Source organism: Parashewanella sp. 2304DJ23-3, assembly GCF_056591695.1.
The window spans coordinates 106154-130574 of the sequence record NZ_JBWQOH010000013.1 but is presented as its reverse complement, the minus strand read 5'-3'; the positions used below and the strand labels follow the sequence as shown (position 1 = coordinate 130574).

General features: G+C 40.8%; 28 protein-coding genes. 11 read left to right on the top strand and 17 right to left on the bottom strand.

Going from position 1 to position 24421, the window contains the following annotated elements; all coding sequences use genetic code 11:
* Positions 1-264 precede the first annotated feature (264 nt).
* On the top strand, positions 265-1890 hold the full coding sequence (locus tag AC1EU2_RS17850; protein WP_480299630.1) for an endonuclease: 1626 nt from the start codon (positions 265-267) through the stop codon (positions 1888-1890).
* 63 nt (positions 1891-1953) lie between these two features.
* Entirely contained in the window at positions 1954-2205 is a 252-nt protein-coding gene (locus AC1EU2_RS17845; protein WP_480299629.1) for a YkgJ family cysteine cluster protein, read from the top strand.
* 23 nt (positions 2206-2228) lie between these two features.
* On the opposite strand, the gene AC1EU2_RS17840 is transcribed toward AC1EU2_RS17845, so the two are convergent.
* The 5 genes from AC1EU2_RS17840 to gpmM all read right to left on the bottom strand — a co-directional run bounded on the left by AC1EU2_RS17840 (position 2229) and on the right by gpmM (position 7524).
* Positions 2229-2606: a hypothetical protein gene (locus AC1EU2_RS17840; protein ID WP_480299628.1), complete on the bottom strand. Its 378-nt coding sequence runs from the start codon at positions 2604-2606 to the stop codon at positions 2229-2231.
* Between the two features lie 100 nt (positions 2607-2706).
* Positions 2707-3480: a divergent polysaccharide deacetylase family protein gene (locus AC1EU2_RS17835; protein WP_480299635.1), complete on the bottom strand. Its 774-nt coding sequence runs from the start codon at positions 3478-3480 to the stop codon at positions 2707-2709.
* Between the two features lie 31 nt (positions 3481-3511).
* Positions 3512-4705 carry a S41 family peptidase gene (locus tag AC1EU2_RS17830; RefSeq protein ID WP_480299627.1) on the bottom strand — a complete coding sequence of 398 codons (1194 nt, stop codon included), beginning with the start codon at positions 4703-4705 and terminating at the stop codon, positions 3512-3514.
* A 42-nt stretch (positions 4706-4747) separates the two neighbouring features.
* Positions 4748-5890, bottom strand: coding sequence for a murein hydrolase activator EnvC family protein (locus tag AC1EU2_RS17825; RefSeq protein WP_480299626.1), 1143 nt, complete (start codon positions 5888-5890; stop codon positions 4748-4750).
* 101 nt (positions 5891-5991) lie between these two features.
* The gene (gene gpmM / locus AC1EU2_RS17820) at positions 5992-7524 is read right to left on the bottom strand and encodes a 2,3-bisphosphoglycerate-independent phosphoglycerate mutase (protein ID WP_480299625.1); all 1533 of its coding nucleotides are present in this window, start codon (positions 7522-7524) and stop codon (positions 5992-5994) included.
* Positions 7525-7767: 243 nt separating this feature from the next.
* Between gpmM and AC1EU2_RS17815 the strand changes: the two genes are divergently transcribed.
* The 4 genes from AC1EU2_RS17815 (at position 7768) to AC1EU2_RS17800 (ending at position 11281) form a co-directional block, all read left to right on the top strand.
* Entirely contained in the window at positions 7768-8202 is a 435-nt protein-coding gene (locus tag AC1EU2_RS17815) for a rhodanese-like domain-containing protein (protein WP_129944688.1), read from the top strand.
* A gap of 282 nt (positions 8203-8484) precedes the next feature.
* Positions 8485-8985, top strand: a complete 501-nt coding sequence (secB, locus tag AC1EU2_RS17810; protein ID WP_205001128.1) for a protein-export chaperone SecB — start codon at positions 8485-8487, stop codon at positions 8983-8985.
* Between the two features lie 5 nt (positions 8986-8990).
* Positions 8991-10004, top strand: a complete 1014-nt coding sequence (gpsA, locus tag AC1EU2_RS17805; RefSeq protein WP_480299624.1) for an NAD(P)H-dependent glycerol-3-phosphate dehydrogenase — start codon at positions 8991-8993, stop codon at positions 10002-10004.
* 95 nt (positions 10005-10099) lie between these two features.
* Entirely contained in the window at positions 10100-11281 is a 1182-nt protein-coding gene (locus tag AC1EU2_RS17800) for a BaiN/RdsA family NAD(P)/FAD-dependent oxidoreductase (protein WP_480299623.1), read from the top strand.
* A 147-nt stretch (positions 11282-11428) separates the two neighbouring features.
* Here the strand turns inward: AC1EU2_RS17800 and AC1EU2_RS17795 are convergent, their stop codons facing one another.
* The 9 genes from AC1EU2_RS17795 to AC1EU2_RS17755 form a co-directional block, all read right to left on the bottom strand.
* Positions 11429-12526: a serine hydrolase domain-containing protein gene (locus AC1EU2_RS17795; protein WP_480299622.1), complete on the bottom strand. Its 1098-nt coding sequence runs from the start codon at positions 12524-12526 to the stop codon at positions 11429-11431.
* 352 nt (positions 12527-12878) lie between these two features.
* Complete coding sequence (locus AC1EU2_RS17790; RefSeq protein WP_480299621.1) at positions 12879-13637, bottom strand: hypothetical protein; 759 nt, start codon at positions 13635-13637, stop codon at positions 12879-12881.
* A gap of 65 nt (positions 13638-13702) precedes the next feature.
* On the bottom strand, positions 13703-14254 hold the full coding sequence (locus tag AC1EU2_RS17785) for an ADP-ribosyltransferase (protein ID WP_480299620.1): 552 nt from the start codon (positions 14252-14254) through the stop codon (positions 13703-13705).
* Positions 14255-14503: 249 nt separating this feature from the next.
* The gene (locus tag AC1EU2_RS17780) at positions 14504-14950 is read right to left on the bottom strand and encodes an N-acetyltransferase family protein (RefSeq protein WP_480299619.1); all 447 of its coding nucleotides are present in this window, start codon (positions 14948-14950) and stop codon (positions 14504-14506) included.
* A gap of 55 nt (positions 14951-15005) precedes the next feature.
* A complete protein-coding gene (locus AC1EU2_RS17775; protein ID WP_480299618.1) occupies positions 15006-15167 on the bottom strand; it encodes a hypothetical protein in 162 nt (53 codons plus the stop codon).
* A 121-nt stretch (positions 15168-15288) separates the two neighbouring features.
* On the bottom strand, positions 15289-15624 hold the full coding sequence (locus tag AC1EU2_RS17770) for a DUF1801 domain-containing protein (protein ID WP_480299617.1): 336 nt from the start codon (positions 15622-15624) through the stop codon (positions 15289-15291).
* Positions 15621-16172, bottom strand: a complete 552-nt coding sequence (locus AC1EU2_RS17765; RefSeq protein ID WP_480299616.1) for a DUF4199 domain-containing protein — start codon at positions 16170-16172, stop codon at positions 15621-15623. The genes AC1EU2_RS17770 and AC1EU2_RS17765 overlap by 4 nt, the downstream gene beginning before the upstream one ends.
* Before the next feature lie 80 nt (positions 16173-16252).
* Entirely contained in the window at positions 16253-16681 is a 429-nt protein-coding gene (locus AC1EU2_RS17760; protein WP_480299615.1) for a response regulator transcription factor, read from the bottom strand.
* Positions 16682-16748: 67 nt separating this feature from the next.
* Entirely contained in the window at positions 16749-17249 is a 501-nt protein-coding gene (locus tag AC1EU2_RS17755) for a VOC family protein (RefSeq protein ID WP_480299614.1), read from the bottom strand.
* Positions 17250-17416: 167 nt separating this feature from the next.
* Between AC1EU2_RS17755 and AC1EU2_RS17750 the strand changes: the two genes are divergently transcribed.
* Positions 17417-17881: a cupin domain-containing protein gene (locus tag AC1EU2_RS17750; RefSeq protein ID WP_480299613.1), complete on the top strand. Its 465-nt coding sequence runs from the start codon at positions 17417-17419 to the stop codon at positions 17879-17881.
* Positions 17882-17890: 9 nt separating this feature from the next.
* On the opposite strand, the gene AC1EU2_RS17745 is transcribed toward AC1EU2_RS17750, so the two are convergent.
* Complete coding sequence (locus AC1EU2_RS17745) at positions 17891-18472, bottom strand: TetR/AcrR family transcriptional regulator (RefSeq protein ID WP_480299612.1); 582 nt, start codon at positions 18470-18472, stop codon at positions 17891-17893.
* 338 nt (positions 18473-18810) lie between these two features.
* Between AC1EU2_RS17745 and AC1EU2_RS17740 the strand changes: the two genes are divergently transcribed.
* On the top strand, positions 18811-19854 hold the full coding sequence (locus tag AC1EU2_RS17740) for an alkene reductase (protein WP_480299611.1): 1044 nt from the start codon (positions 18811-18813) through the stop codon (positions 19852-19854).
* A gap of 80 nt (positions 19855-19934) precedes the next feature.
* On the opposite strand, the gene AC1EU2_RS17735 is transcribed toward AC1EU2_RS17740, so the two are convergent.
* Entirely contained in the window at positions 19935-20564 is a 630-nt protein-coding gene (locus AC1EU2_RS17735; protein WP_480299610.1) for a LysE family translocator, read from the bottom strand.
* Positions 20565-20657: 93 nt separating this feature from the next.
* Here AC1EU2_RS17735 and AC1EU2_RS17730 point away from each other — a divergent pair, with 93 nt between their 5' ends.
* Positions 20658-20846: a hypothetical protein gene (locus AC1EU2_RS17730; RefSeq protein ID WP_480299609.1), complete on the top strand. Its 189-nt coding sequence runs from the start codon at positions 20658-20660 to the stop codon at positions 20844-20846.
* Positions 20847-20888: 42 nt separating this feature from the next.
* On the opposite strand, the gene AC1EU2_RS17725 is transcribed toward AC1EU2_RS17730, so the two are convergent.
* Entirely contained in the window at positions 20889-21731 is an 843-nt protein-coding gene (locus tag AC1EU2_RS17725; RefSeq protein ID WP_480299608.1) for an alpha/beta hydrolase, read from the bottom strand.
* A gap of 132 nt (positions 21732-21863) precedes the next feature.
* Here AC1EU2_RS17725 and AC1EU2_RS17720 point away from each other — a divergent pair, with 132 nt between their 5' ends.
* Together AC1EU2_RS17720 and AC1EU2_RS17715 are read left to right on the top strand one after the other, a co-directional pair.
* Positions 21864-23231, top strand: coding sequence for a TolC family protein (locus AC1EU2_RS17720; protein WP_480299607.1), 1368 nt, complete (start codon positions 21864-21866; stop codon positions 23229-23231).
* On the top strand, positions 23228-24421 hold the full coding sequence (locus AC1EU2_RS17715) for an efflux RND transporter periplasmic adaptor subunit (protein ID WP_480299606.1): 1194 nt from the start codon (positions 23228-23230) through the stop codon (positions 24419-24421). Before AC1EU2_RS17720 ends, AC1EU2_RS17715 begins: the two co-directional genes overlap by 4 nt.

Sequence of the window (24421 nt, the reverse complement as noted above, 5' to 3'; positions counted from 1 at the left end):
TTTGAAAGAAAATCAAAGCAACAATTCAATTCGTTAGCCTACTTATTTTGATTTATATAACAGCAATTATCTCTGCAAAAAACCAGTCACTGATAGTCACATCATTAAGGTTATTACATATAAAAAATAGTACTTAAAAATGCTCGATAATTAGCTATAACATGCATTTTTACAGGCATCGTCAATTTATAATACCTTTGTAACAAAGTGTTATTTTATATAACACTTGCTACTCAAAAATTATATAAAAAACAAAGGTAATAAATGATGGTTATGAAACGCATGTGTTTAACTGCAGCGATCATCGGGGTCTCGTTCAGTGCTCAGGCAGAACTGATGATTTCTGAAGTTTTGTATGACGCACCCAATAATGACACGCAAGAAGAGTTTGTTGAGCTGTTCAATAACTCGTGTCAATCGATTGATTTAACTGACTATGCGATTAGAGACAACAGTAAAACTTTGTCTTTGATCGGCTCATTGGGTGCAGGTGAGTATTACACCATTGCGGCTAATGCAGGAGGTTTTAGCGCACTATTTTCAGTTGATCCAGCTACGTCTCCACTAACATTATCACTCGGTAATTCAGGCGATTATGTTCAATTGTTAAAAAATAACCAAGTCGTTGACCAAGTGGGTTGGGAAGGTGGTCTTTCTGGCTGGAACTTAAATGTTCGTAATGCTTCAATTGAGCGTTCGAATAGTAATCTTCCTGCTACTCAAGCTGATTGGTTTAAAAACTCAGTAGTTGGTACACCGAGCACGGGTCAGTTATCCGTTGATTGTGGCACAACTCCACCAGTAACACCGCCTGTTAATAATACAGTGTTAGTAAAGAACGAGTCTAAATCTGATCTTTCAGCTTCTACTGGTAATAAGCTCATCTATACGGCACGAGTGCCAGAAGGCGCAGAGAACCTACACTTCTCAATTGCGGGAAATAATGGCGATGCTGATATTTATGTGAAGTATGGTCAGACTCCGACTGATGCAAATCACGATTGCCGCCCATACATTAGTGGCAGTAACGAATCATGCGATATTTCGCCAGTTCAAGTTGGTATTTATAATGTCGAAGTACGTGCATATGAAAGTTTTAGTGGATTAACGCTTAACTTTAACTACGACTTGGATACAACGATTCCGCTAACACCACCAACTACAGATCATGATTTCGATTTTGATAGCTATTATTCGAGTACAACAGGGTTAACGGGTGCAGCACTAAAAGACCGTTTGAATGAGATCATTAAAGATCATAAGCGTTTCTCGTACAGTCAAGTATGGGATCAGTTAGGATATACCGACGTTGACCCTAACAACAATAATAACGTTATTTTGCTTTATACGGGTCGTAGTGAGCCTAAAGTTAATCGTGCAGGGCAATCTAATTCGCTAGATGCTTGGAATCGTGAGCACGTATGGCCAAAAAGCCATGGTTTTCCTAGATCGGGTCAGCATGGCTATACGGATTTACATCATTTACGTCCAGCTGATGTCAGCGTGAACTCCAGTCGAGGTAACAAAGACTTTGATTTTGGTGGTTCGTCTATAGGTGAAGCACCTGGTACAAAAACAGACAGTGATAGTTTTGAGCCAAGTGACGAAGTAAAAGGTGATGTTGCGCGGATGATTTTCTATATGGATGTACGTTACCAGGGTTCTGATAGTTCCGGTACTCCAGATCTATCGGTTGTGAACGGCCTCACGAGCAATGGACAACCTCAATTAGGTGACGTTTGTACGCTCCTGCAATGGCATCAACAAGATCCTGTAAGTGCATGGGAACAAAGGCGTAATAAGCGAATTCATGAACGCCAGTTAAACCGAAACCCATTCATTGATAATCCGGCTTGGGCACAAAGTATTTTCGGATCACAGTGTAACTGATTAAACCCACAGTAAATGGTGGGAGGTGATAGAATATGCTTTTATTATCTCCCTCTGTCTATTATGCAATGTCGGTTAGGTTGTGGGGCATGTTGTATTGCTCCGTCTATTTCAAGCTCTATTCCTGGTATGCCTAATGGAAAAAAAGCCGGTGAACGATGCATAAATCTATCAGATGATAATTTATGTAAGATTTTTGGTCGAGAAGATCGACCAAAGGTATGCGAAAACTTTAAAGCGTCCAAAGATGCATGTGGTGAATCCAATCAGCAAGCGATGGAAATCATTGCTTATTGGGAGAAAGTGACTGGTTGAGTCAGTTTACAATGACTAAAGTTTCACATTAAACCGTCATAGGCTACATCGAATTGATGCATGTCACGAATTCTTTCTATTGTTTCACCTGAAATTTTAAGAGTCAAAGCTTGGGAAAGAAGAGTATCCTTGTCTCCTGTTATTGTTCGTTTTTCTCTAATGGCTAATAAGCTATCTGAGTATTTTTGAATCGAGAATTTTTTAACTTTTGACTCAATCAATGCATTACTGTCATTCACAAAGTTGACAGTATATTTCAATTCTCCTTTCTGAAATACAGCTAAGCTATCTCGATGTTTAGTTGCATGCTCTTTTGCTTCTAAATTGAATTCGATCAGACTAGTAGTTTTTTCATTCCAGCTTAAACTAGGAGGTTGAGATACAATTAACTTTCCGTTCATAAGGTTCACCGATACAGTATTCTGTGTTTGATTATCTATTCTAACGCTATGACTTTAAAGTTAATTTATTTTAATGTTAGGTCGGAGCTGAGCTTTCCGGTTATTGTTCTTTAATTGAAGTGATATTTTGGAATCCAGTATTCAGCGGTATTGTTTTGAACAGTTCTGAAGCGGGTACTAATTTAATTCCAGCTTGTTCTAGCCGATCTATGTTCGCAACCAAAAAGCGTAATGTTTCCTTGTGAGGATGCGCAATCGCAACGGTTGACTTCCTTTTCTTTGCTAACCATAAAAGGTGCTTGAACTGACTTTCTAGCGACTTTAGATCAAGGTTGTTATCTAAAAATACATGACGTTTGATATGAGGTACTTGGTATTGCTGAGCAATATCTCGTGCCACAGTATATTTGGTGGTGCTGCTATCGACAAAGAATAAATCGTGTTTTTGTAGTATTGCCATGGTCCAGTGCATGGGGCGTGGCAGTTGTGTGAGCAAGCTGCCCATGTGATTATTTAAACCTTTAGCATAGGGAATGTCTGCTAATGCCTGTTCGAGTATATTCGTTAATTCAGCTTCATCCATGTCATTATTCAGCCCACCTTTACCCAGCCTATTACCTTGCAATGATTGCATAGGAATATGCAGCATCACTTCATGCCCTTGTTGATTGGCTTTATCGGCAATCAATTGACCTAACGGTGTAAAAGGAAGAACTGACAGAGTGACATTTTTTGGTAACGCAAGTACTTGATGATCCGTTTTTTTATAACCGATATCGTCAATTATCAGGGCGACTTGTGCGGCTTCGCTGAGGCCGCACACTAATGCTAGAACGAGCAGTGAAGCGAGTTGTAACCGTCGTAAATATTCCATTAAAAAATGACTGTGCTCCTGAGTTTCAACCTTAAGAATTGGTTGTAATCCATAATATGGCTTGAGATACAGCAGGGTCATTACCCAATCTATCATTACCATTGATTATAGGCGTACTCATCGCTTTTTTTCCAGTGTCTGAGTCAAGGTTTATGTCAGGGACAATTCCGAGTTTGTGAATATTCTCTCCCTTTGGAGTCAGATAGTTAGCGATAGTTAATTTAACTCGGTTGTGGTTGCTAATGGTGGGGATCATCCCTTGAACACTCCCTTTCCCAAAACTTTTTTCACCGATCAGTTTTGCCCGTTTATTTTGTTGTAGTGCTGCAGCCAGTACTTCAGCAGCAGAGGCAGAATGTTTATCAATGAGTACGAGCATGGGCACATCAGGTAAAAAGCTGATTGGGGTCGCATGGTAGATACTGTTTGCTTCTGAGAACCGCCCTTGTGTGGAGACGATGACGCCATTATCAATAAACAGATCAGCAACTTTAATTGCTTGATGCAGCAGACCACCAGGGTTACTGCGTAAATCGATAATTATCCCCTGCAAAGGCTCTTTATGCCACCGCGCTAATGATTCAAGCACCTTTTCGTGGGTCTTATTTTGAAACCCATTAAGCTTAATGTACCCAATACTGTTACTAAGCAACTGTGTTTCTACAGCATCAATATGAATTACAGCGGGGATCAGTGTGATGTTATAGTCTTGACTTTTGTCACGGGCGAAAGTCAATTCGATGGTGGTATTCTTTTTTCCTGCAATACGGATTTGATCTAAGATGGCTTCTTGACTGTCTTGCTCAACATTCAATTGGTTCAGCTTTAACAATTTGTCGCCAGGAAGTACGCCAGCTTTATCTGCGGGTGAATCATCAAAAACATTGAGTACGGTGATTTGTTTGCTCTTGGCATCAACTTCAAAGCCAAAACCTTTGTATTGTCCTTGATTCGTTCCTTCTTGTTCTTCAATTTTTGTAGGCGTTAAAAACTCAGAGTAACCGTCTAGCTCAGCAAAAATGCCTTTTAACGCAGCTGTGATCAATTGTTTGCGTGAAACTGGGTCAACGTAATAGTTTTCAACACTGTCGATGACGTCAGCTAATAATGGCAGATCGTAATGTGCATCTGGCTGAGGGACATTTTCTTTGGCTATTAAGGTGATGGATATGCCCATTAGGGCACCTAGAAGAATTAAGGATAGACTGTGCGCAAATCGACTCATACTGCTCTCCGTTGCATGTGGAGAACAGCTCAGTTAACTCCGTTAACTTTTACAATAAATCGCAGGATTTACGGCTTTCCCCTTATATCGTATTTCAAAGTATAGACCGGGTTCGGCTTGTCCACCTGATTGTCCAACTAATGCAATGCTTTCACCTTGTTTAATGGTGTCGCCAGTCGAATGTAAAAGCGCTTGTGCGTGACCATATAAACTCATATAGCCTTTACCATGATCGATCACAATCACCATACCAAAGCCTTTCAACCAATCGGCATAGATGACTTTCCCTGCAGCAATTGAGCGAATTGTTCGTCCTTCGGGTGCACTCATTAACACCCCTTTCCACCTCACTTGACCACTACGGCTGGTACCAAAGCGATGAGCAAGGCGACCTATTGTTGGCCACTTTAGCTTGCCTCGGCGTTTGGCTAGACCGCTTAATGAGTTTTGTGCTTTTGCCTCTCTAATCGCTTCTTCGATGATTTGTTTTAAGCTGGCTTCTTCAATTTGCAGTTGTTCAAGTTGTTCGCTATTGCTTGATAAGGTGCGTTGCAGCTGAGCGAGTGTTTGTTTACGCTGTGACTTTTCTTTTCCAAGTGCATTTGCTTGCTGCTTTTGAGTTTCGATGACTTTCGCTAATTCGGCTTTTTGATCTTCCAGCTGAGTTTGGGTGTCATTTAAGTCAGTAATAGTGGTTTTGAGTTTCTCAATGGCGTTGATTCTGGCTTTATTCAAATATTGGTAATAAGTCAGCATACGCTCGATGCTGGCAGGGTCTTGTTGATTCAAGAGCATTTTTGCGTAGTCATGATTGCCAGATAAATAAGCGCTTTCGAGTTGTTTTGCTAAGGTTTTTTGCTGAGAAACTTTAAACTTTTCGAGGTTGGCATGTTTCTTTTCTAGCTTAACGAGGCTTTGGTTGAGATCTTGTTGTTTGTTTTGGCTACTGTTGAGGGCTTTAGCCACCTTACCGATGGCGACATCATCTTTTTTTAACAAGTTTTGCAGCTGGTTGCGCTGATTGCGAGTACTTTTTAACTCAGAATGCTGAGCATCGATTTGAGCTTGAATGTCTTTAAGTTGAGATTGTCTTTTGGCTATGGTCTCGGCGTAGGAACTAAAAGAGAGGCCATTAAGACCAAGTAGTAGAAATGCAATAACAAAAGGGCGATACCAACCTTGCATCAAACTCTGCTTCCTTCCTCAATACCAAAATAATTGCTGTGAATAAAAAATGCCACCGTATCATTTGATATCAGTGGCACTTTTATTGTATCGACTAGAAATTATTCTTCAATGGTTATCAGAGGTCGGCCTGTCATTTCCGCTGGAATCGCCTCGCCCATCAACTGCAACATCGTTGGAGCTAAGTCACTCAAGCGACCGCCTTCTTTGATATGAGCTTTACGACCAAAGTAAATCAGCGGTACTAACTCACTGGTATGTGCCGTGTGAGCTTGCCCTGTTTCTTTATTGACCATCTGTTCTGCATTTCCGTGGTCAGCCGTAATTAAACATTCTCCGCCTACTCTCGCTAAGGCTTCAGTTACCCTGCCAATACAAGCATCTACTGCTTCACAAGCTTTAACTGCCGCATCAAAATTACCCGTGTGGCCGACCATGTCACCATTTGGGTAGTTACAAATGATGTTGTCGTATTTACCTGACTCAATGGCCGCTACTAATTTATCCGTTAATTCTTCAGAGCTCATTTCTGGCTGAAGATCATAAGTCGCTACTTTTGGAGAGGCGATCAAAATACGATCTTCGCCTTCAAATGGCTGTTCTTTACCGCCATTAAAGAAAAATGTCACATGAGCATACTTTTCTGTTTCAGAAATACGAAGCTGAGTTTTACCACCGTTCTGCAGCACTTCACCTAAGGTATTCACTAGGTCAGTTTTAGGGAATGCTACTGGAGCATCAATATCACCTGCATATTCGGTCAACATCACAACGTTTACTTTTGGTGACACTTTACGTGCGAAGCCATCAAAATCGGCGTTTACAAAGCTACGAGTGATCTGACGAGCACGATCAGCACGGAAGTTCATGAATATCAATGTGTCGTTATCATGCAATTGGTATTCAGCACCAATGCGAGATGCAGCAACAAATTCGTCGTTTTCATCGCGAGCGTAAGCGGCTTCTAATGCTTCTGAAGCAGAATCGTATTGATGCTCAGAAATGCTTTGAGTAACAAGATCAAACGCTTTTTCAACACGTTCCCAACGATTATCACGATCCATTGCGTAGTAACGGCCGATAATAGACGCTACTCGACCAACACCTAAACGTTCAAAAACCGCATCAAAATGTTTAAGGCTGTCCATCGCACTACGTGGCGGCGTATCACGGCCATCCAAAAATGCATGCAGATAAACTTGTTTAGCACCACGCTCAACCGCTAACTTGCATGCCGCTTCAATGTGTTCTTCATGGCTGTGAACACCACCAGGTGACAGTAAGCCCATAAGGTGCACAGCACCGCCAGCCGCAACAGCTTTATCAATTTCGGCACACAATGTTTCGTTTTGGTTGAAATCGCCATCTTTAATGGCTTTGCTGATGCGGGTTAATTCTTGATAAACAATACGACCAGAACCAAGGTTGATATGACCTACTTCAGAGTTACCCATTTGACCGTGTGGTAAACCCACATCATCACCAGAGCCGGAAATTAAACTGGTCGCATACTCAGCGCTTAATTTATCTAAAACTGGTGTATTTGCATGATAAATGGCGTTCATATGGGTATCTTCTCGATTCCCCCAACCGTCTAGGATCAAAAGAGCCAAAGGGCGCTTAGCAGCTGTCATGGTATTACCTATATTGAAAAAGAAACATGAATTTATGCCTTTGCGTCTTTTAAAATCGCAAAGGCATAAACACACAAGTTTTAAAATTGAGGAGATTAATTGTACTCGATCTCGAGTTGTGTCAAAAGCGCATCGATAAAAATGAGTGGTTTAGATCTCATTTAATCAACTACGTTTTCATGGCTAAAGAATGTATACTTTATGACTTATCAGTAAATAGCAAACAGTTAGCGAAGCAAACACATGCAAGAATATATTCATTTTTTCCAAGCTCATCCAATTTTATGTATGGCTTGGATTGGTTTATTTGTGGCCGTTGTTGTGATGACGTTTAAATCTGCGACCTCAAAAATAAAGCAAGTTAATCCGCAAGAACTGACAACATTGGTTAATCGTGAGAATGCAAAGGTCATTGACGTTCGTTCAAAAGATGACTTCCGTAAAGGGCATATTGTTGATGCGCTGCACGCTCCAATGTCAGATATTAAAAATAATCAAATTCCAACACTTGAAAAGCTAAAAAGCACCCCCATCATTATAGTATGTAACGCTGGCATTACCTCGTCTCAAGCGGCTCAACTTTTAGTGGCACAGGGTTTTGAAAATGTGCACAACCTAAAAGGTGGTATGGGTGACTGGAAATCGGCAAATTTACCGGTTTCAAAAAGCAAAAGATAAGGAAACGTCAGGTCAGTTTTCAGTTTGAGGAGTATCAACAAAACCCATTGTTTTTAAATCAATGGTTGACGAACTCCTCAAAGTGTCATAAAAAACTGGCAAGCTGATCCTGCGGTCGATAAGGGCTAAATACATTTGTGTTGAGTTTTTAAGACAGTTTAGATCGAGACCCAATAGGATTATTGGGCAATAACCCGGGATGGTACAGAGATCTGTAACACAAGCCCTTAATGATGGCTTTCAAAGAAAAGTCGCAACAACATTTTTGATAGGTAAAAAATTATGGCTGAAGAAGTAGCAAACAACGAAGAACAAGCGCCACAGTTCAACATTCAACGTGTTTACACGAAAGACCTTTCTTTCGAAACACCAAACAGCCCTGCGATTTTCCAAAAAGAATGGAATCCAGAAGTTAAGCTTGATCTTGATACTAAGAGCAACAAACTGGCTGACGACGTATACGAAGTGGTTCTTTCTCTAACTGTTACTGCTACAGTTGGTGAAGAAACAGCATTCCTATGTGAAGTTCAACAAGCTGGTATCTTCAGCATTGCAGGTCTAACTGAGCCACAGCTTGCTCACTCTTTAGGTGCATACTGCCCGAACATCCTTTTCCCATATGCTCGTGAAACAGTAGGTAGCCTAGTTGGTCGTGGTACATTCCCACAACTTAACCTAGCACCAGTAAACTTTGATGCGCTATTTGCACAGTACGTTCAACAACGTCAACAGCAAGCTGAAGGCGGTCAAGTTGAAGCTAAAGCAGACGAAGCGACTGCTTAACTCGAATGAGTAATACAGCCGATATAACGGTATTAGGGGCGGGCTCTTATGGCACCGCCCTTGCTATTTCTTTAGCCCGTGGTGGACACAAAACCATGTTGTGGGGGCACGAACCTCAACACATGGAAACTTTACAATCTGAGCGTTGTAACAATCAATTTCTACCCGGTATCGATTTTCCTGAATCCTTAATCATTGAATCAAACTTACAGACCGCACTGGCTGCCAGTCGCAACGTCTTAGTGGTGGTTCCAAGTCACGTGTTTGGTTTAGTGCTCAAGCAAGCCAAATCTTTATTGCGTGATGATGCTCGCATCGTTTGGGCGACCAAAGGCTTAGAGCCTGAAACGGGTCGTTTATTGAAAGATGTTGCTCAAGACATTCTCGGTGAAGACATTCCGTTAGCCGTACTTTCTGGGCCTACGTTTGCTAAAGAATTGGCCGCTGGTCTGCCGACAGCCATTTCAGTTGCGGGTCAATGTGATGACTTTGTGGATGAACTCGTTGAGTTGCTTCATTGTCCATCGCGTTTACGTGTATATGCAAACCCTGACTTTATTGGTTTACAGCTTGGCGGAGCCGTTAAAAACGTCATCGCCATTGGTGCGGGTATGTCTGATGGTATTGGTTTTGGTGCGAATGCACGTACGGCACTGATTACGCGTGGCATGGTTGAACTCACTCGATTAGGTGAGGCAATTGGTGCGCAACCGACAACCTTTATGGGTATGGCGGGGTTAGGTGACCTAGTACTTACTTGTACCGATAACCAATCGCGTAATCGTCGTTTTGGTTTAGCACTCGGTCAAGGAAAAGACGTTGAGCAAGCTCAAGTCGATATTGGTCAAGTGGTCGAAGGTTATCGCAACACTAAAGAAGTGTTTACCCTTGCGAAACGCTTAGGCGTTGAAATGCCAATCACCGAGCAGCTTTATCAGGTGTTATACCAAGGTAAATCGGCAATGGAAGCAGCAAAAGAGTTATTAGGTCGAGATCGCAAAGCGGAAACGCTAAAGTAGTTTCGGATAATACACTGCAATGAAAAGGTGCTAAAATAGCGCCTTTTTTTATGTCTACTGTTTAGGCGTAAGTGTGAAAGGTTAAGAGGTGTTAAGTGCAAAAATACGATGTGATCATTATTGGTGCGGGTGCCGCAGGCTTAATGTGTGCTGCAACAGCAGGTTATCGAGGTCGCAACGTATTGTTACTGGATCATGCAAAGCAAGCGGGTAAGAAAATTTTGATCAGTGGTGGTGGTCGTTGTAATTTCACCAACCGTAAGGTCGAACCCAACAACTTTTTATGTGCAAACCCTCATTTTGTTAAATCAGCCCTAGCACGTTACCCCTCTCAGCAGTTTATCGAGCTGGTGGAGCGACACGGTGTTGACTATCATGAACGCGATCATGGTCAGTTATTTTGTAATGACTCGGCAAAAGATATCGTGAAAATCTTAATGACCGAATGCGATTGGGCAGGAGCAAAAGTTCAGTTGCGCACAGAGATTTTATCGGTCACGAAAAAAGATGATGCATTTGAAGTGACGACCTCCAATGGTGACTTCAGTTGCGAAAGCGTGGTCATCGCAACCGGTGGTTTATCCATGCCTAAACTGGGTGCCACCCCTTTTGGTTACAAAATCGCTGAACAATTTGGGTTAACCGTATTACCGACCCGTGCAGGCTTAGTACCATTTACATGGCACAGCGATGCAAAACAGAAGTTTGAGCCGTTATCGGGCATTGCTGTACCAAGCACCATTACAGCGCAAGATGGCACTCAATTCAGTGAAGCACTACTGTTCACGCACAGAGGTTTATCAGGCCCTGCGATTTTACAAATCTCGAACTATTGGCAACCGGGCGAAGCGATTGAAATTAATTTGCTGCCAAACCAAAACCTTGCAGAGTTGCTTGAAAAACAACTGCAGCAAACGCCAAAGCAAAGCCTGAGAAATGCGTTAGCACACTGGTTACCAAAGCGTTTATTGGAAGCCTTGTTTGACGAAATATTACTGGCAAAATCGCTGAATCAATTGATCCACGCAGAGCGTGAGCAAATTTACCTGCAAGTTCATCAATGGAAAATACTGATGAACAACACTGAAGGTTATCGCACCGCAGAAGTCACTCTAGGCGGGGTTGATACCGACGAGCTGTCATCTAAAACCTTTGAGTCTAAGAAAGTCTCAGGTCTGTACTTTATTGGTGAAGTGATTGATGTAACAGGGCATTTGGGCGGGTTTAATTTTAGTTTTGCATGGAGCGCTGGCGTGGCGTGCGGGCAAGCTTGTTAGTTGTTGTGTACAGACAATAAAGTTTGCCCGTAAGAGTGTTCACAGACAATAAAATTTGCTCGTAGTGTCATTAAAATTTCCTTACGGGCAAACTGAATCTAGCAAGAAAATGGACAGAACCTTGTTACGATGGAAGAGTTAAAATATTTATTTTTCTATAAAATTTTCAGTTTTCAAATTTAACACTTTATTAATATGACGTGCAATATCCCATCTTGGGAGTTCGTTTGCGTTACTTAAAATAACTATACCTCGCTGAATATCCGGATAAGCGATGAGCAATGCTTTTACGCCTTTGAATGAACCAGCATGTTGAATCACATTCCCATTTTCATTGCTATATACCTGCCAGCCCAATCCCATTCGGATTTTTCCCCAATCTGTATTTCTTCTAGGAACTAACATTTCTTCAAACGTTTGAGGTTTTAAAAGCACTTCTTGATGAGACAGCGTGGCGTTTAGCCAAACAAGTAAATCACTGACATTTGTAACAAGTCCCTCACTGGGAAAGAATGATGGATCAAAAGGTCTCTTTGGTGCTTTACGTAACCACTTTCCGTTTATGTAAGGCTCAACATCAGGCGAAACCGAATTAATTGATGTATTGAATCCCGTATCAGTAAGTCTTAAAGGCTTTATGAAATGCTCATTAATATAATCTGAATAAGACTCACCGCTTATTTGAGCGACAATGGCACCAAGCGCATTAAAGTTCAAATCGGCATATTTAAATGATTTTCCTTGCTCTCCTTGCCTATCAATTGACTTTTTTAAATATTGAGTGAGAGAACGTTGCTTACTTAGGTTTACAGGTTTTACTTCATCTTGTAATCCAGAATAGTGAGTCATCAGCTCAAATATAGTAATGTCTTTTCCAGCAAACTCTGATAAATACTTCCCAACATTATCATCAAGGTTGAGTTTTCCTTGTTCTACTAATTGCATTACGGCCTGCGCAGTAAATAACTTTGTTAAGGAAGCAACTCGAAATTTAGTTTTACTTGTTACAGCCTGTCCATTAGATGCTAATCCAAATCCTTCTTGGTAGTGTATTTTTCCATTTTCAATGACTCCTACAGCCATTGCAGGTACATCATTTTCCACTCTAATTTTTTCAAGAGTAAGATCTAGCTTTTGATTTATATCTAAAGATACTTCTTTCTGTATTGTGCTTGAATAGCATAAGGTTGGAAATAGGCTTAAATTGAATAAGATTATACAAATAAATACAGATTTAGTGTTCATGAGGATTCATCAAATATAGGTATATTTTCTAGAAAATTATCATTGCTAGATTATTGATACAAAACAAATTTGTAACATTTAATATGAAGCTAATCTTTTAAAGCTAACAAGGTTTGGAGCAACACCTTATTAGCATTATAGAAAGTTATTTATTTCGTAATTGCTCAGTAATTTTTTTTGTTATGAGCCAAATGTGCGTTGTTACGGGCAACCTTTATTGTCCCTGCACAGTAAACTCGACTAAATTAATATTGAAATTCATCACACCTCGTTAAGAGGTACTAAAATAGTTGGCTATATTTTGCGACGAAGGGGCAAAGGCAACAATTTTTTGTCCTTGTTTAACAGCTTGTTAGTTCCGCATACTGTCGATTTTAAGTTTTTCTTTTTCCAAACGCTCTTTTTTGAAGTTTTCATTTTTTAGCCTAAGAAACGCTTCTGGGTTAAGCTGACAATGATAGTGGTGATGATTTTTAGCCAACTCTTCTTCGTCTTTGGCTAATTCTTTTTTTGATTTTTTCTTACGACCCCAAAGTTCTAGCCCTTTACTAAATGCGATATACCAACTGTATATAAGCGCTAATAATGAAACAATAGGATTAGACCAACCAAGAAATGCTATTGATGCAGGTATAACACAAACCCATAATGTTAAAATGAGTAACAGCAGCTTTCTGCCCTTAGCTTCTTTTTGTTGTTTAGCCACAACCTCTTCGTATGTAGAAAAATTTAACCCTGAGTAAATCTTAGCTAAGCTCTCTTTAGAAAGATCTATATCAGGCTTTTCATTTTCAGGGTACTCATCCCAATGTAAGATTACTTTTTCAAGCTTTGGATAGCCAAGCAAAAAATTATGACCTAATTTATCTTTCGTACGCCACTCTTCATCCGTTTTATTATTTATCATTAACATAATAGGCGTTGGGTATTTCAAAGCCCAATATTTTAACTCTGATTCTGCAATATTTTTGATCTTACTCGAGAGATTTGAATCGTAAATATAGACCTCTACTATCGCAAATTCTTGATCGGTAAAGACGGGGCTATACGAAACGTAATATCCATCTCTTTTTTCTTCAACATCGTCATACCTAACCCAAGGATTTATCATATAGTCTCAAATATCTCAGTAGCAAAGCCAAACAGTTTTGCATCCTTTGCTTTGTTGTTCTTAATTTATGCAACCTGCTTTAGTGAAAAATCAACATCTTCATCCACGATTTCGAGCAAGCAAAACTTTGCTCCTCTAGGTATTAAAATTTCTTGAATACTTGCTGAGAAATCATCTGAGAATAATGAAATATCTCTTCCTGTTAAGTGTTCGATTTTAAAAAGGTGGCAATCTTGTTCAACCATGTCCAATTCATTTGGTAACTTTAAAGTACTCAAGAACGCTAACTCAGTTACACCATTACCATTATTTAGTAATTCAGTTTCTTGGACTGGCGGTGATGTCCAACGATATACAAATTTATCTTGATATACAGGTAATTTAGCCAACGCAGAATCAATTAATCTTATTAAAAATGAATTCTTTTTCCCTTCGCGCAAGTGAGAATTAATTTCCTTATAAAAAGGGGGGTGACAATTCGTATAAGCGTAAAGGGCTACAGCTTCATCTCTTGGAAGATTCACGTCCTTTTGTACTATACTATGATTCGATTGAACTCTTGAATAGAAAAAATCATAAATACCAACCTTCAAAAGCCTTTCTAAACTACTCGCCATACAATTTACAACTTAACATTTTAATACTGCGAACTCTTATTTACCCCGTCATTTCTCAAGGTAAATTGTGTTAACAACATTATGTTTTTAATATAAAAATGATGTTATCGTAAATTGTAAACTCAGGCAAAGTGAAAGGTCTTACTATCAATCAATACTTTGATGTGAGTTAGGTTTTTTAAGATGAATGACTAACAAAATCTGAGTACTAACAATCACCGATTGAAGTTAATACTCTTGAGGGTTTCGCTAAAGATGAAGCTCCATATCCACTCGGTGCATATTGTGGCCCCAGCCGTTTTCTAACTCACTGACTGTTGTTGCACCGTATTTCGCAAAGAATGGCGCAGATAAATGACTGGCGGCGATTTTGATGTGATGTAATTGTTGGTTATTTGCCAAAGTAATGGCTCGCTTCATAAACAATGAGCCAAGGCCTAGCCCCTGAGCATCAGGGGAGATCATGATCCAATTAATGGATTTGTACGAAGGTGCCTCACCAATTAACCCAAATGCGCCAATGATCTCCCCGCCAGATACACACACTTCATAATCAGCCAAATTAGTATCAAGAAAATCAGCATAATCAGAGCGCTCATTGATTGCGAAAAACGCAGGACAATTGTCATCAAAAAGTTTAAGGCAAGCAACTCTGTCTTGAGGTTGGTAATGGCGAAACTGTACATCAGGATTCAAGCGCGTTTCACCTTATGAAGTGTGTTTACTGTCAATGTTTGAAATCACTAACGATCTATTCTGACAAGTCGTGTTGATTTGACTGACTCGAAGCTTCAACAGAGCGCTTAAAGTCTTCAAACTCCGTCTTCAATTTAGCGATATCGTTTTTTGCTTTGGTAGCAAAAGACAAACCCGCTAAGCCAAAAATAAACCCTATGATTGCCATCGCTTCCATGTTGCACTCCTTGTGAATCGTAACTCTTCAGTATTGCACTTACCATTTATCCTACATAACTTTTGGAATACTCACAAAGATAAGGCCGATTTTTATTGATCGACCTTTTTAGATATTTGATTTATAAGGCTTGTTTCAACATTTCTGCAATGGGTAGAGCACTGATGTGCTCTAGTGATTTCAATTTAACATGACGCATGCTTTTACCTGTGCCTTCTAAGTGCTCAGCGCCAACGGTTATTTTATCAAAATTGAAGAAGCCAAGGTTCACATGGGCCTTGTTGGGCTGTAGATAGAAGCAATCACCTTCAACACTATAAACAGGACGGCTCCATTTAATGTTTTCAGTCACCTCTGGGGTCACCTCGAAAATCAGAGCTCTGAGCTCATCCATTACTTGCTGAATATGGTCGCTAGAAATGTCTGCAATAAGCTGAGTAACGTCGTTATTTTTCATTTTTTTACCCTTTTAGATTTGCTTAATAATGACAGTAACAGTGTGTATGCCGCACCTGTGATCAGATTGCCTGTAAAAGCAAACTTAGCTTGAAGGCTGGTGGAGTAGTACTTGGTTTGCTCAGCCAGCTTAGACTCTAACGCTTCGCCACTGACGCCGTTGTTTATCATGCTTTGTTTCATGGACGCTATCATATCGTGGGTATAACTTGGATATATCACCTCGTAAAACAGGTAGGTCAATACAACTGACACGAGCGCACAACTGATACTGACTAAGACCCCGCTTTTCATTTTATCGCCGAAAGTGACGATGTCTTTGTGTTTTTGCAGTCCTTTTAGGCTGATAAATACGCCAACAAGTAAATAAAAGTACAAGCTCACAAATAGTACGGTGCCACCGACGACATGGTTATGGCTTTGAATCGCTTTGGGCCCTAATAATCCAAATGCGAGCAGTATTCCCATGGTAATAGAGCCGAGAATGGCGATGCATGTACCAATGATTAGAGGCTGGTAGGTGATTGGTTTTTTTAGAAATGAAAGCATGTATTTCTCCTGTAATTCAGGCAAATAAATTAGCGGAAAGTGGGGTTAAAGACTAGGTGGAGAAAGGGTGGATATTAACTTTATTGCTTAAATTCAGTATGTTGCTTGGCTATGTCTTTAAGTTGTTGGCGATTGCTAATATTCAGTTTTTTATAGATGTTGTTGATGTGAGTCTTAACGGTAGACAGTTCGATAAACATTTTTTGGGCGATTTCTGTGTTTTTGTTGTTCGCTAGAATGAGCTCAACCACAGTGAGTTCTTTATGAGTCAATTGAGCAAATATATTTTCTTCAACAGTAGGAGTATCGTCCTTTTCATGACGAGCGAGCAAGACACCAAGGCTTAACACCAACATGACAAACGGGATCAATAGTAGTGAATTAATATAATTGACTTGTGCGATGCCGTAATAACTTGAGAAGTGAAATACATTAAAAAAAATGGCAGAAAGAACGGTAAGAACCGATAACGTGATCACAATGGCGTTGGGTCGTTTCAGTTTGAACATAAATCAGGTTATCGAAAAGCATCATAGATATTCTTGCTATTTTATACGATAACCTGACGTAAAAGAATCACTTTGGTCGATAGGCGAACTCAATGCGGTTGCCACTTGGCTCTCGAATCATCATATGAATCGTGGGGCCACCATTGTTAGACTCAGGCGCAAATTCAATAACGACATCTTTGGTTCGTAAAAACATATCATGCAGTTGATGTAGATCTTCTAACGAAGCCACCGTTAGCGCTAAATGATGCAAGCCGACATTGTGTTTGCGATCAAAGTTGACCGTTGGTTTATCGGTTTTGGTTTGCCATAAGGTTAAAAATAGCTTGCCGTCAGTAACGAAAGCCGATGGATAGTCAGGGTAACCGCCGACTTTTTTCCAACCTAAGGTATTCACAAAAAAGTGGGTGCTGGCATCAAGATTTTTTACAGTTAACCCTAAGTGGTTAAGACCTTGTGTCATCACCTTATTGGCTTTTACTGGGAATGAAGGTGTCATTGCAAAAGATGTTGATGCAGTCATCAGCGTTAAAGCTGCGAACATCAGTGTGAATTTTGAATTCGGCATTTGATGAGAGACTTATTTTTAAGGGTTTTTAATACGACCTGTTAAGTGAATATTTTTGTTCATCTGTTTTGCGATTATTGGAATAGGTTAGTTAACTTTGTGCTTTGCTTATTACTGACTTATTAGCTAAAAATAAAATATGGCTTCAGTAACTTAATGGTGTATTCATGCTTTCAAAAGCTCAGTTATTATTGCTTAGTGTGTTTTCTCTTGCGTCATTAACTGCATTTGCGAGAGAGTGCCCAGTAAGTGCTCAAGGCAAACTGGTGTCCCCTAAGCCGCCAACAACAGGGCATTTAATATCAACAGAAGAGCTTGCTAGCTTTAGTTTGAAAAATGAAGCCCCACATTTGGATGGTCGCCGATTAAGACTGCGTAATATTATTTTTCAGCCCGGTGGCTATGTACCTGTCCATGACCATGATCACCGCCCAGCCATCGCCCAAGTGACCAAAGGCGAGCTTGTGGAATACCAATTAAATTGCACTAAACCTATCATTCATAAAACTAATGATATTCTTTTAGAAAAGAAGGGCGTTACGCATTGGGTCGTGAATCGAAGTGATAAACCTGCGGTTTTAACTGTGTCAGATATCGTTGACGACAGGATCATGCAGGCTCGCTTTAAGTAATTAGTATTATTATCGAGTGGCGTCATCAAAAAGCTGTTGCGCTAATTCTGTTAACACATCAGATGATGACTCCATTTGTGAATAAGTTCTTAAACCATAAATACCCAGCACGATACAGCGAGCACGCTGTTCAGGTGTACGTTCAGTGCTGATTTCACCATTTTTCAATGCTTGTTCAAATAAATCGACAAAACCTTGTTGCCATTGTTTCATATTATTGAGCAAGGTTGCTTCAATTAAAGGATCTTGCTCTGCAAGCTCATTTAAAGCTTTTTGTGAGAGGCAGAGTTTTTGGCTGCAATCACTGGCACATTGTTTCACAGTGTTATCGAGGTAAGCTTTGATACCGGAGAGAACTGACGATTCATCTTGGAAATACTGTTTAAATTCAGCGTCTTTGTCGAGGCGGTATTGCTCAAGTGCTGCGAGCAATAATCCTTGCTTACTTTCAAACGCGCAATAAATTGATCCAGGATGAAGACCTGTCGCTTTTTTCAAATCTTGCATGCTGGTTTTGGCATAGCCTTTAATTAAAAAAGCTTCAATAGCAGAGCGAAGTACTTGCTCTCGATTAAATTCTGCAATGCGCATTGGTTGTCCTCAATAATCCTAAAAGCATCAGCTGGACGTTAGCTGAGTTAATAATTTCGTCAAAATATCCATCTAATGAATTAAACACTCTACGTCCACAAGCTTGCTAAAACGACTACTAACTGTGTTGTAACTCTTGCAAGTAGAGAAACTGCTTGCTGCAAGCTACGCCTTACTATCAGCCATTTTTTCTACGTATGAAAACGTAGTCAGCTCATGTTTCTAGGATGATGAATATGTGCATTGTAGTTAATTTTGAACATTCATTCAAAAATAATTCTTGAATGATCGTTCAAGTTGCTTTATCTTGAACGCACATTCAAAAAAGAGATTGCCCTATGACGACCAACTTATTTGAAACTTATAAGCTGAATGACAGCATTGAGTTACAAAATCGAATTTTGATGGCTCCGCTCACACGCTGCATGGCTGACGATGACTTAGTGCCGACGCAGCAAATGGTTGATTACTACGCTAAGCGAGCAGAGACGGGTTTAATTATTTCGGAAGCGACGATCATTCGTCCTGATGCTCAAGGCTACCCAAATACCCCGGGTATTTTCACTCAAGCTCAAATTCAAGGTTGGCGTAACGTCACAGATGCTGTGCATCAAGCGGGTGGCAAAATCTTCTTACAACTGTGGCACACAGGTCGTGTTGCACATACGCACTTTTTTGGTGGTGAGCATGTACTTGCTCCTTCAGCAAGACAGTTAGAAGGCAATCTATCAAGAATGCGAGAGCTGACCTATCAATTGCCAAAGGCTGCCTCAAAAGATGAAATCGCACAGTTGGTACTTGATTACACGAAAGCGGCTGAAAATGCGATTGCAGCGGGGTTTGACGGTGTAGAACTCCATGGTGCTAATGGTTACCTCATCGATCAATTTTTACATCATGATTCAAATATACGTGATGACGAGTACGGCGGTAGCCCAGAAAATATGGCTCGGTTCCCATTACAAGTGGTTGATGCCGTAATCGATGCCATTGGCTCAGACCGAACGGGTTTAAGAGTGTCCCCAGCGGCGTACTTTAATATAGCGCCAGATTCACGGGATAAAGCTGTGTTCGAATATTTATTGCCAGAATTAAATGAACGGAACTTAGCTTATCTTCACTTAGGGCTGTTTGACGACAGCATGAGTTTTGATGACTTAGGTGGCAATGCGACTGACTTTGTACGTCAACACTACACAAAAACCTTAGTTGGCGTTGGTGGTTATAGTGCTGAAACAGGCAGTGAAGCTATTGCAAAAGATCGTTTTGATTTATTAGCAATCGGGCGTCCATTAATTGCCAATCCTGATTATGTTGCCCGTGTGAAGCAAGGGCTTGAATTGACTTCATATACTGAGGAGATGCTAACAAGTTTAAATTAACCCTGTTTTCTTTTCATCAATATCTCCCCCCCCCTCTTTCGGCCATCATTTTGATGGTCTTTTTTTTGTCGAATTGAGAGTTAAAAATAATGACTAATAAGATTCGAAAGTAATAGTTCGATACCAAGGAGTCCTACCAGGACTGAACACAGTCTATTAAACCGTTTTCGATTTTTAGGTACGGTAAGTAACTTACGCAATACTGCACCTGTTGATGCGTAAATACTGCAAGCAATGACTTCAAAGCTGACAAAAAAGATCCCTAAAATAACAAACTGTAGCGCAATGTTTTGTTCTGTGTTGATGTACTGGGGGAAAAAAGCAATAAAGATTAATAGAGCTTTGGGGTTACTGACAGCAAGTAAAAACTCTTGACGAGCGCGTTGAGTAAAAGCATTTGTGGTGGTATCTGCTTTTACGATTTTGGTTTCGCTATTCCAGAGCTGAAAGCTAATCCAAAATAAATATAATGCGCCAGCCAGTTTGACTAAGTTGAACAATAGTGGGGACGTATAAATTAAGGCTGAAAGTCCCACTGCAGTTAATATAATTAAAATTGTGAAGCCAAGCACTCGGCCTGCACTTGCTGTCACGGCATACCTTACACCAAATTGATTACCGTTACTCATCGCCAAGAGATTGTTTGCACCCGGCAATAAGTTCAAAGCAAAGCACGCCGGAATAAAGAGCAATAAGGTATGTATATTCATTCGTAAATTAATTATCAAAGATGACTTAATTATTGGGATAAGCAAGGCAAAATTGCAATTGATAACAGGATTAATCTTTATTCATTTCAAGGGATGAAGGAACACAATTTCTTCGCAACGGCCCTCGACTTTAACAGTGAAAATAAGTCGTTAACCACTCATTTGAGTGGCGTTAAAGTTACGATTTCTGCTCAAGGGGCAGTGATATCGAGAGAGGCGCAAGCGAAGAGCTCGGAAAACGAGAAAGCTGAAGCCCCTGAGATAACACTACTGCGTGAGTAAATTAAACGTATTCAAGAGTAAATAGAAAAAGTCTGGTTAATTTCAATTTTTTAGCATCCGATATAAGCCTTGTATCGCTGTTGTTGGAAATGCCGTTTCATGATTGGCTTTGGGGATAATATACAGCGTACTATCGATGTCTGGCGCTTGTTGTAAAACTTCCTTATAGAAACGTTGCGCATCAGTAACCATATTTTCATTTGTATCCATACCTTTCATTTCACGTTCACCTACGGCAATAAAGACGTTTGATTTTATGCGTTTGAGTTGTGATTGTTTAGATTGTGCGAGCTTGAATATTTTGTGATCAGAAAACCAGTAAGATGGGCTCCCAATAACATAACTGGCGAACATCTCAGGTTTGGTCAACAGGATATAACTGCCAAAGAGGCCGCCCAAAGAGTTACCAACAAAAATACGATTATTTTTATTGGTGCGGTATTTTGTGTCGATATAGCCAAACACATCACGTTCAATAAACTCCATGTGTTTGTGAGCTCCACCCGTAAGCTTTCGCCAGCGCTTATTCAACCATGGCGTGTAGTCTCTTACCCGGCTGCGATCGCCTTTCGCTTCTTTTGAATAACCAATACCGACCAAAATGGCCTGCTGCATTTTATTGGCGTTCATTGGGTAACGGGTCGCACCAGAAATGATTTGAAATGCGTAATTTGAATCCGTGATGTAAACCACGGGATAACGTTTGTCTGGGTGTGTTGAGTAATCTTTCGGTAATTTAATGTGGAGTGAGTAATTTAGCCCTTGTTGGGTATCTTTTATCGACGTCACTTCACTTCTGGGTATCGAAAAAGGTTTAGCTACAGCAAATTGCGGCGATAAAACCCAAAAGGACAATAAAGCCCATAGATAGCACTTAATACTCATTCTTAAATCCCTGAATAATAAATCGACAAAATGTGACATTACAGCAATCTTAACATTTTTCTTAACGCAGAATTAACAGCCGGTTTTTTATCCTACGGCAAAATCGCTGACATTCTCATAGGGGGAGGTGATATGTCGATACGGGGTTCAAACAAATTTTCTATTATCGCTATGGTCATTACGCCAATGATCTTGGCTGGTTGTGCGGTGAGTGATACTGAAAAATACAGTATTAAAGCCGCAGAACAACAGCAGCGCATGGAAGCTTGGCAGCAAACACAACAAGATGCACAAAAAGTCAGTTTACTGACCGACATGATTTCTGCACCTGAGCTTACAAACTTGATTGAAACGGGTATTAAGTATAACCCTGATGTGCAACAAGCACAGTTGGCTGTGCAGATCTCACGAAAATCGCAAACGTCAGTTAATTCCGTATTCTGGCCGCAAGCCAATGTTTCTCTGCAAGGCAACAAAGCGGAATCCAGCGATGAACGTTATAACGCCAATTTATCCGTGAGTTGGGAAGCGGATATTTGGGGTAAAAATTGGGACAGTTCGAGTAAAGCAGAGCTAAACACGCAAAATCAAATCTTTGCTGAGCAATATTCAAAAGACTTACTCGCCGCTTCAATCATGCGCAGCTGGCTACAACTGATCCAACAAAACCAGCTGATTGAAATAGAAGCTCACAACGTAAGCATACTTCAGCAAAACGAAGCGACCATTCTTGAACGTTATCGAAAAGGGTTGGGCTCATTAGAAGACTTAGATACGGCACGCAGTTCGACGCAAAGTGCCCAAGCTACATTGGCTCAATATCAAGAAAGCTATCAACAAGTATTGCGTAGTCTGAATAGCACGTTAGGCGGAAAAACAATAACAACCACGCCGACGACCAACTTCCCTGAAGTGTTGATCCCTCTAGCCGCATTACCACAACAAGATCTTGCTCGTCGCCCCGATTTGCGTCAAGCCTTCATTAATGTGCAAACGGCTGAGCTGGATGTTGATATTGCGTATAAGTCTATGTTGCCGTCTTTTTCGTTAGAAGCAAGCTTAGCGGATGCAGGTTCGAGTGTATCAGATGCGTTGTTCAACAGTGACGTTTGGAGTGTGCTTGGTCGATTGAGCGCACCGTTATTTCAAGGTGGCAAGCTAAAAGCACAAGCTGACATCAATGAGCTGGTGGCCGAGCAACAGTATTGGGCTTATCAACAAACCTTATTAACGGCGGTGCAAGAAGTGGAAGATGCGTTAGGGCAAGAAGCCTCGTTAACAAAACAGCAGCAGTATATTGAAGCGTCACTAGCCAGTGCTCGTCGCAGTACGCAATCTTATCAAGAAAAATATCGCCAAGGATTACTGAGCTTCATCGATTTAATGACGGTGCAACGTCAAGAGTTCTCCCTTGAAACTCAACTTACCAATCTTACTTATCAACGTTTGAATAATCGAATCACATTGGGACTGGCATTAGGACTAGGAGTATCAAAATGAAAAAATTATCGTCACAAATTGTGATCACTGGTTCTGCGGCAGTAGTGTTGTTATTGGCGTTTTGGCTGTCTGGCCCCGGTGAGAAAAGCTCTGGGTCATCTAATCAAAATAAAAAGCCCGTTGTCTTGCCCAAAGTGAGTGTTGTTTCAGTTAAGCCGCACGCTTACTCGGCCAGTGTGACCGGTTATGGTGAAGCGCTGCCTACCTACAATTTAGAATTATCAGCCGATGTATCGGGGCGAGTGTTGAGCTTATCACCGAAGTTAAAAACTGGCTTAAAAGTCAAAAAAGGCGAAGTGTTGTTGACGATTGATGATACGAGTTATCAACAATCGGTGGCGAGTGCGGAGTCTGATGTTGCCGCTGCGGAGGTTGAACTTCTGCAACAACAGCTCAATCGTAAACAAGCGATTGCAGAGTGGAAACGCTCAGGACTAACAGGGCAACCAGATTCTGAGTTGGTACTGTATGCCCCGCAAGTCAAAGCAGCTCAGGCAAAGTTAGTATTCAGCAAGCGCAGCTTGGCAAAGGCCAAATTAGATTTATTCCGTACTCAAGTGAAAGCACCATTTGATGCACAGATCATCAGCCGTAATATTGAACTCGGCAGCTATGTACAAGCAGGCAGTCAAGTCGCCACCTTATACAATACCGATGTGATTGAAGTGTCTTTACCGCTTTCAGAAAAACAATGGCGAAATTTACCTGATCTTTCAGCAAGCAAGGGTCATTCAGCGGTTACCTTATACAGCATGGATGGCCGTCAGCAATGGCAAGGCCATGTTGCTCGGGTTGAGCAATTCTTAAATAACGAAAGCCGCCAACGATCGCTGGTGGTTGCCGTTAATCAACCGTTAAAACAAAAGCCTGCCTTGTACTCAGGGACGTTTGTTCGTGCTCAAATTCAAGGAAAAACCCTCGATAATTTGTGGCGAGTACCAGCATCGGCCATCACTGAAGATCAAAGTGTTTGGTATTTATCAGCAAACAACAGCTTGCAGCAAGCGGCAGCGAATGTGCAGTTTTCGATTGGTGATTGGTCTTATGTCACGCCAGTTGCTGGACATAATGCGGTACAGGTCGTGGCGAAACCGTTGAGCAGTTATCTGCCAGACATGCAGGTTGATGCGATTAACATCAACGCAAAAACACAGCTTGCCTCATCTGCGGCCGTGACGACACAGGAGTAA

Excerpts from the sequence above, each read along its gene's own strand:
- AC1EU2_RS17785 (WP_480299620.1), bottom strand. The coding sequence starts at position 14,254 with ATGGCGAGTAGTTTAGAAAGGCTTTTGAAGGTTGGTATTTATGATTTT.
- gpsA (WP_480299624.1), top strand. The coding sequence starts at position 8,991 with ATGAGTAATACAGCCGATATAACGGTATTAGGGGCGGGCTCTTATGGC.
- AC1EU2_RS17735 (WP_480299610.1), bottom strand. The coding sequence starts at position 20,564 with ATGAATATACATACCTTATTGCTCTTTATTCCGGCGTGCTTTGCTTTG.
- AC1EU2_RS17760 (WP_480299615.1), bottom strand. The coding sequence starts at position 16,681 with ATGTTCAAACTGAAACGACCCAACGCCATTGTGATCACGTTATCGGTT.
- AC1EU2_RS17830 (WP_480299627.1), bottom strand. The coding sequence starts at position 4,705 with ATGAGTCGATTTGCGCACAGTCTATCCTTAATTCTTCTAGGTGCCCTA.
- AC1EU2_RS17840 (WP_480299628.1), bottom strand. The coding sequence starts at position 2,606 with ATGAACGGAAAGTTAATTGTATCTCAACCTCCTAGTTTAAGCTGGAAT.
- AC1EU2_RS17765 (WP_480299616.1), bottom strand. The coding sequence starts at position 16,172 with ATGCTTTCATTTCTAAAAAAACCAATCACCTACCAGCCTCTAATCATT.
- AC1EU2_RS17755 (WP_480299614.1), bottom strand. The coding sequence starts at position 17,249 with ATGCCGAATTCAAAATTCACACTGATGTTCGCAGCTTTAACGCTGATG.
- AC1EU2_RS17740 (WP_480299611.1), top strand. The coding sequence starts at position 18,811 with ATGACGACCAACTTATTTGAAACTTATAAGCTGAATGACAGCATTGAG.
- gpmM (WP_480299625.1), bottom strand. The coding sequence starts at position 7,524 with ATGACAGCTGCTAAGCGCCCTTTGGCTCTTTTGATCCTAGACGGTTGG.
- AC1EU2_RS17750 (WP_480299613.1), top strand. The coding sequence starts at position 17,417 with ATGCTTTCAAAAGCTCAGTTATTATTGCTTAGTGTGTTTTCTCTTGCG.
- AC1EU2_RS17720 (WP_480299607.1), top strand. The coding sequence starts at position 21,864 with ATGTCGATACGGGGTTCAAACAAATTTTCTATTATCGCTATGGTCATT.
- AC1EU2_RS17745 (WP_480299612.1), bottom strand. The coding sequence starts at position 18,472 with ATGCGCATTGCAGAATTTAATCGAGAGCAAGTACTTCGCTCTGCTATT.
- AC1EU2_RS17850 (WP_480299630.1), top strand. The coding sequence starts at position 265 with ATGATGGTTATGAAACGCATGTGTTTAACTGCAGCGATCATCGGGGTC.
- AC1EU2_RS17795 (WP_480299622.1), bottom strand. The coding sequence starts at position 12,526 with ATGAACACTAAATCTGTATTTATTTGTATAATCTTATTCAATTTAAGC.
- AC1EU2_RS17815 (WP_129944688.1), top strand. The coding sequence starts at position 7,768 with ATGCAAGAATATATTCATTTTTTCCAAGCTCATCCAATTTTATGTATG.
- AC1EU2_RS17825 (WP_480299626.1), bottom strand. The coding sequence starts at position 5,890 with ATGCAAGGTTGGTATCGCCCTTTTGTTATTGCATTTCTACTACTTGGT.
- AC1EU2_RS17770 (WP_480299617.1), bottom strand. The coding sequence starts at position 15,624 with ATGAAAAATAACGACGTTACTCAGCTTATTGCAGACATTTCTAGCGAC.
- AC1EU2_RS17790 (WP_480299621.1), bottom strand. The coding sequence starts at position 13,637 with ATGATAAATCCTTGGGTTAGGTATGACGATGTTGAAGAAAAAAGAGAT.
- AC1EU2_RS17835 (WP_480299635.1), bottom strand. The coding sequence starts at position 3,480 with ATGGAATATTTACGACGGTTACAACTCGCTTCACTGCTCGTTCTAGCA.
- AC1EU2_RS17775 (WP_480299618.1), bottom strand. The coding sequence starts at position 15,167 with ATGGAAGCGATGGCAATCATAGGGTTTATTTTTGGCTTAGCGGGTTTG.
- secB (WP_205001128.1), top strand. The coding sequence starts at position 8,485 with ATGGCTGAAGAAGTAGCAAACAACGAAGAACAAGCGCCACAGTTCAAC.
- AC1EU2_RS17725 (WP_480299608.1), bottom strand. The coding sequence starts at position 21,731 with ATGAGTATTAAGTGCTATCTATGGGCTTTATTGTCCTTTTGGGTTTTA.
- AC1EU2_RS17730 (WP_480299609.1), top strand. The coding sequence starts at position 20,658 with ATGAAGGAACACAATTTCTTCGCAACGGCCCTCGACTTTAACAGTGAA.
- AC1EU2_RS17845 (WP_480299629.1), top strand. The coding sequence starts at position 1,954 with ATGCAATGTCGGTTAGGTTGTGGGGCATGTTGTATTGCTCCGTCTATT.
- AC1EU2_RS17715 (WP_480299606.1), top strand. The coding sequence starts at position 23,228 with ATGAAAAAATTATCGTCACAAATTGTGATCACTGGTTCTGCGGCAGTA.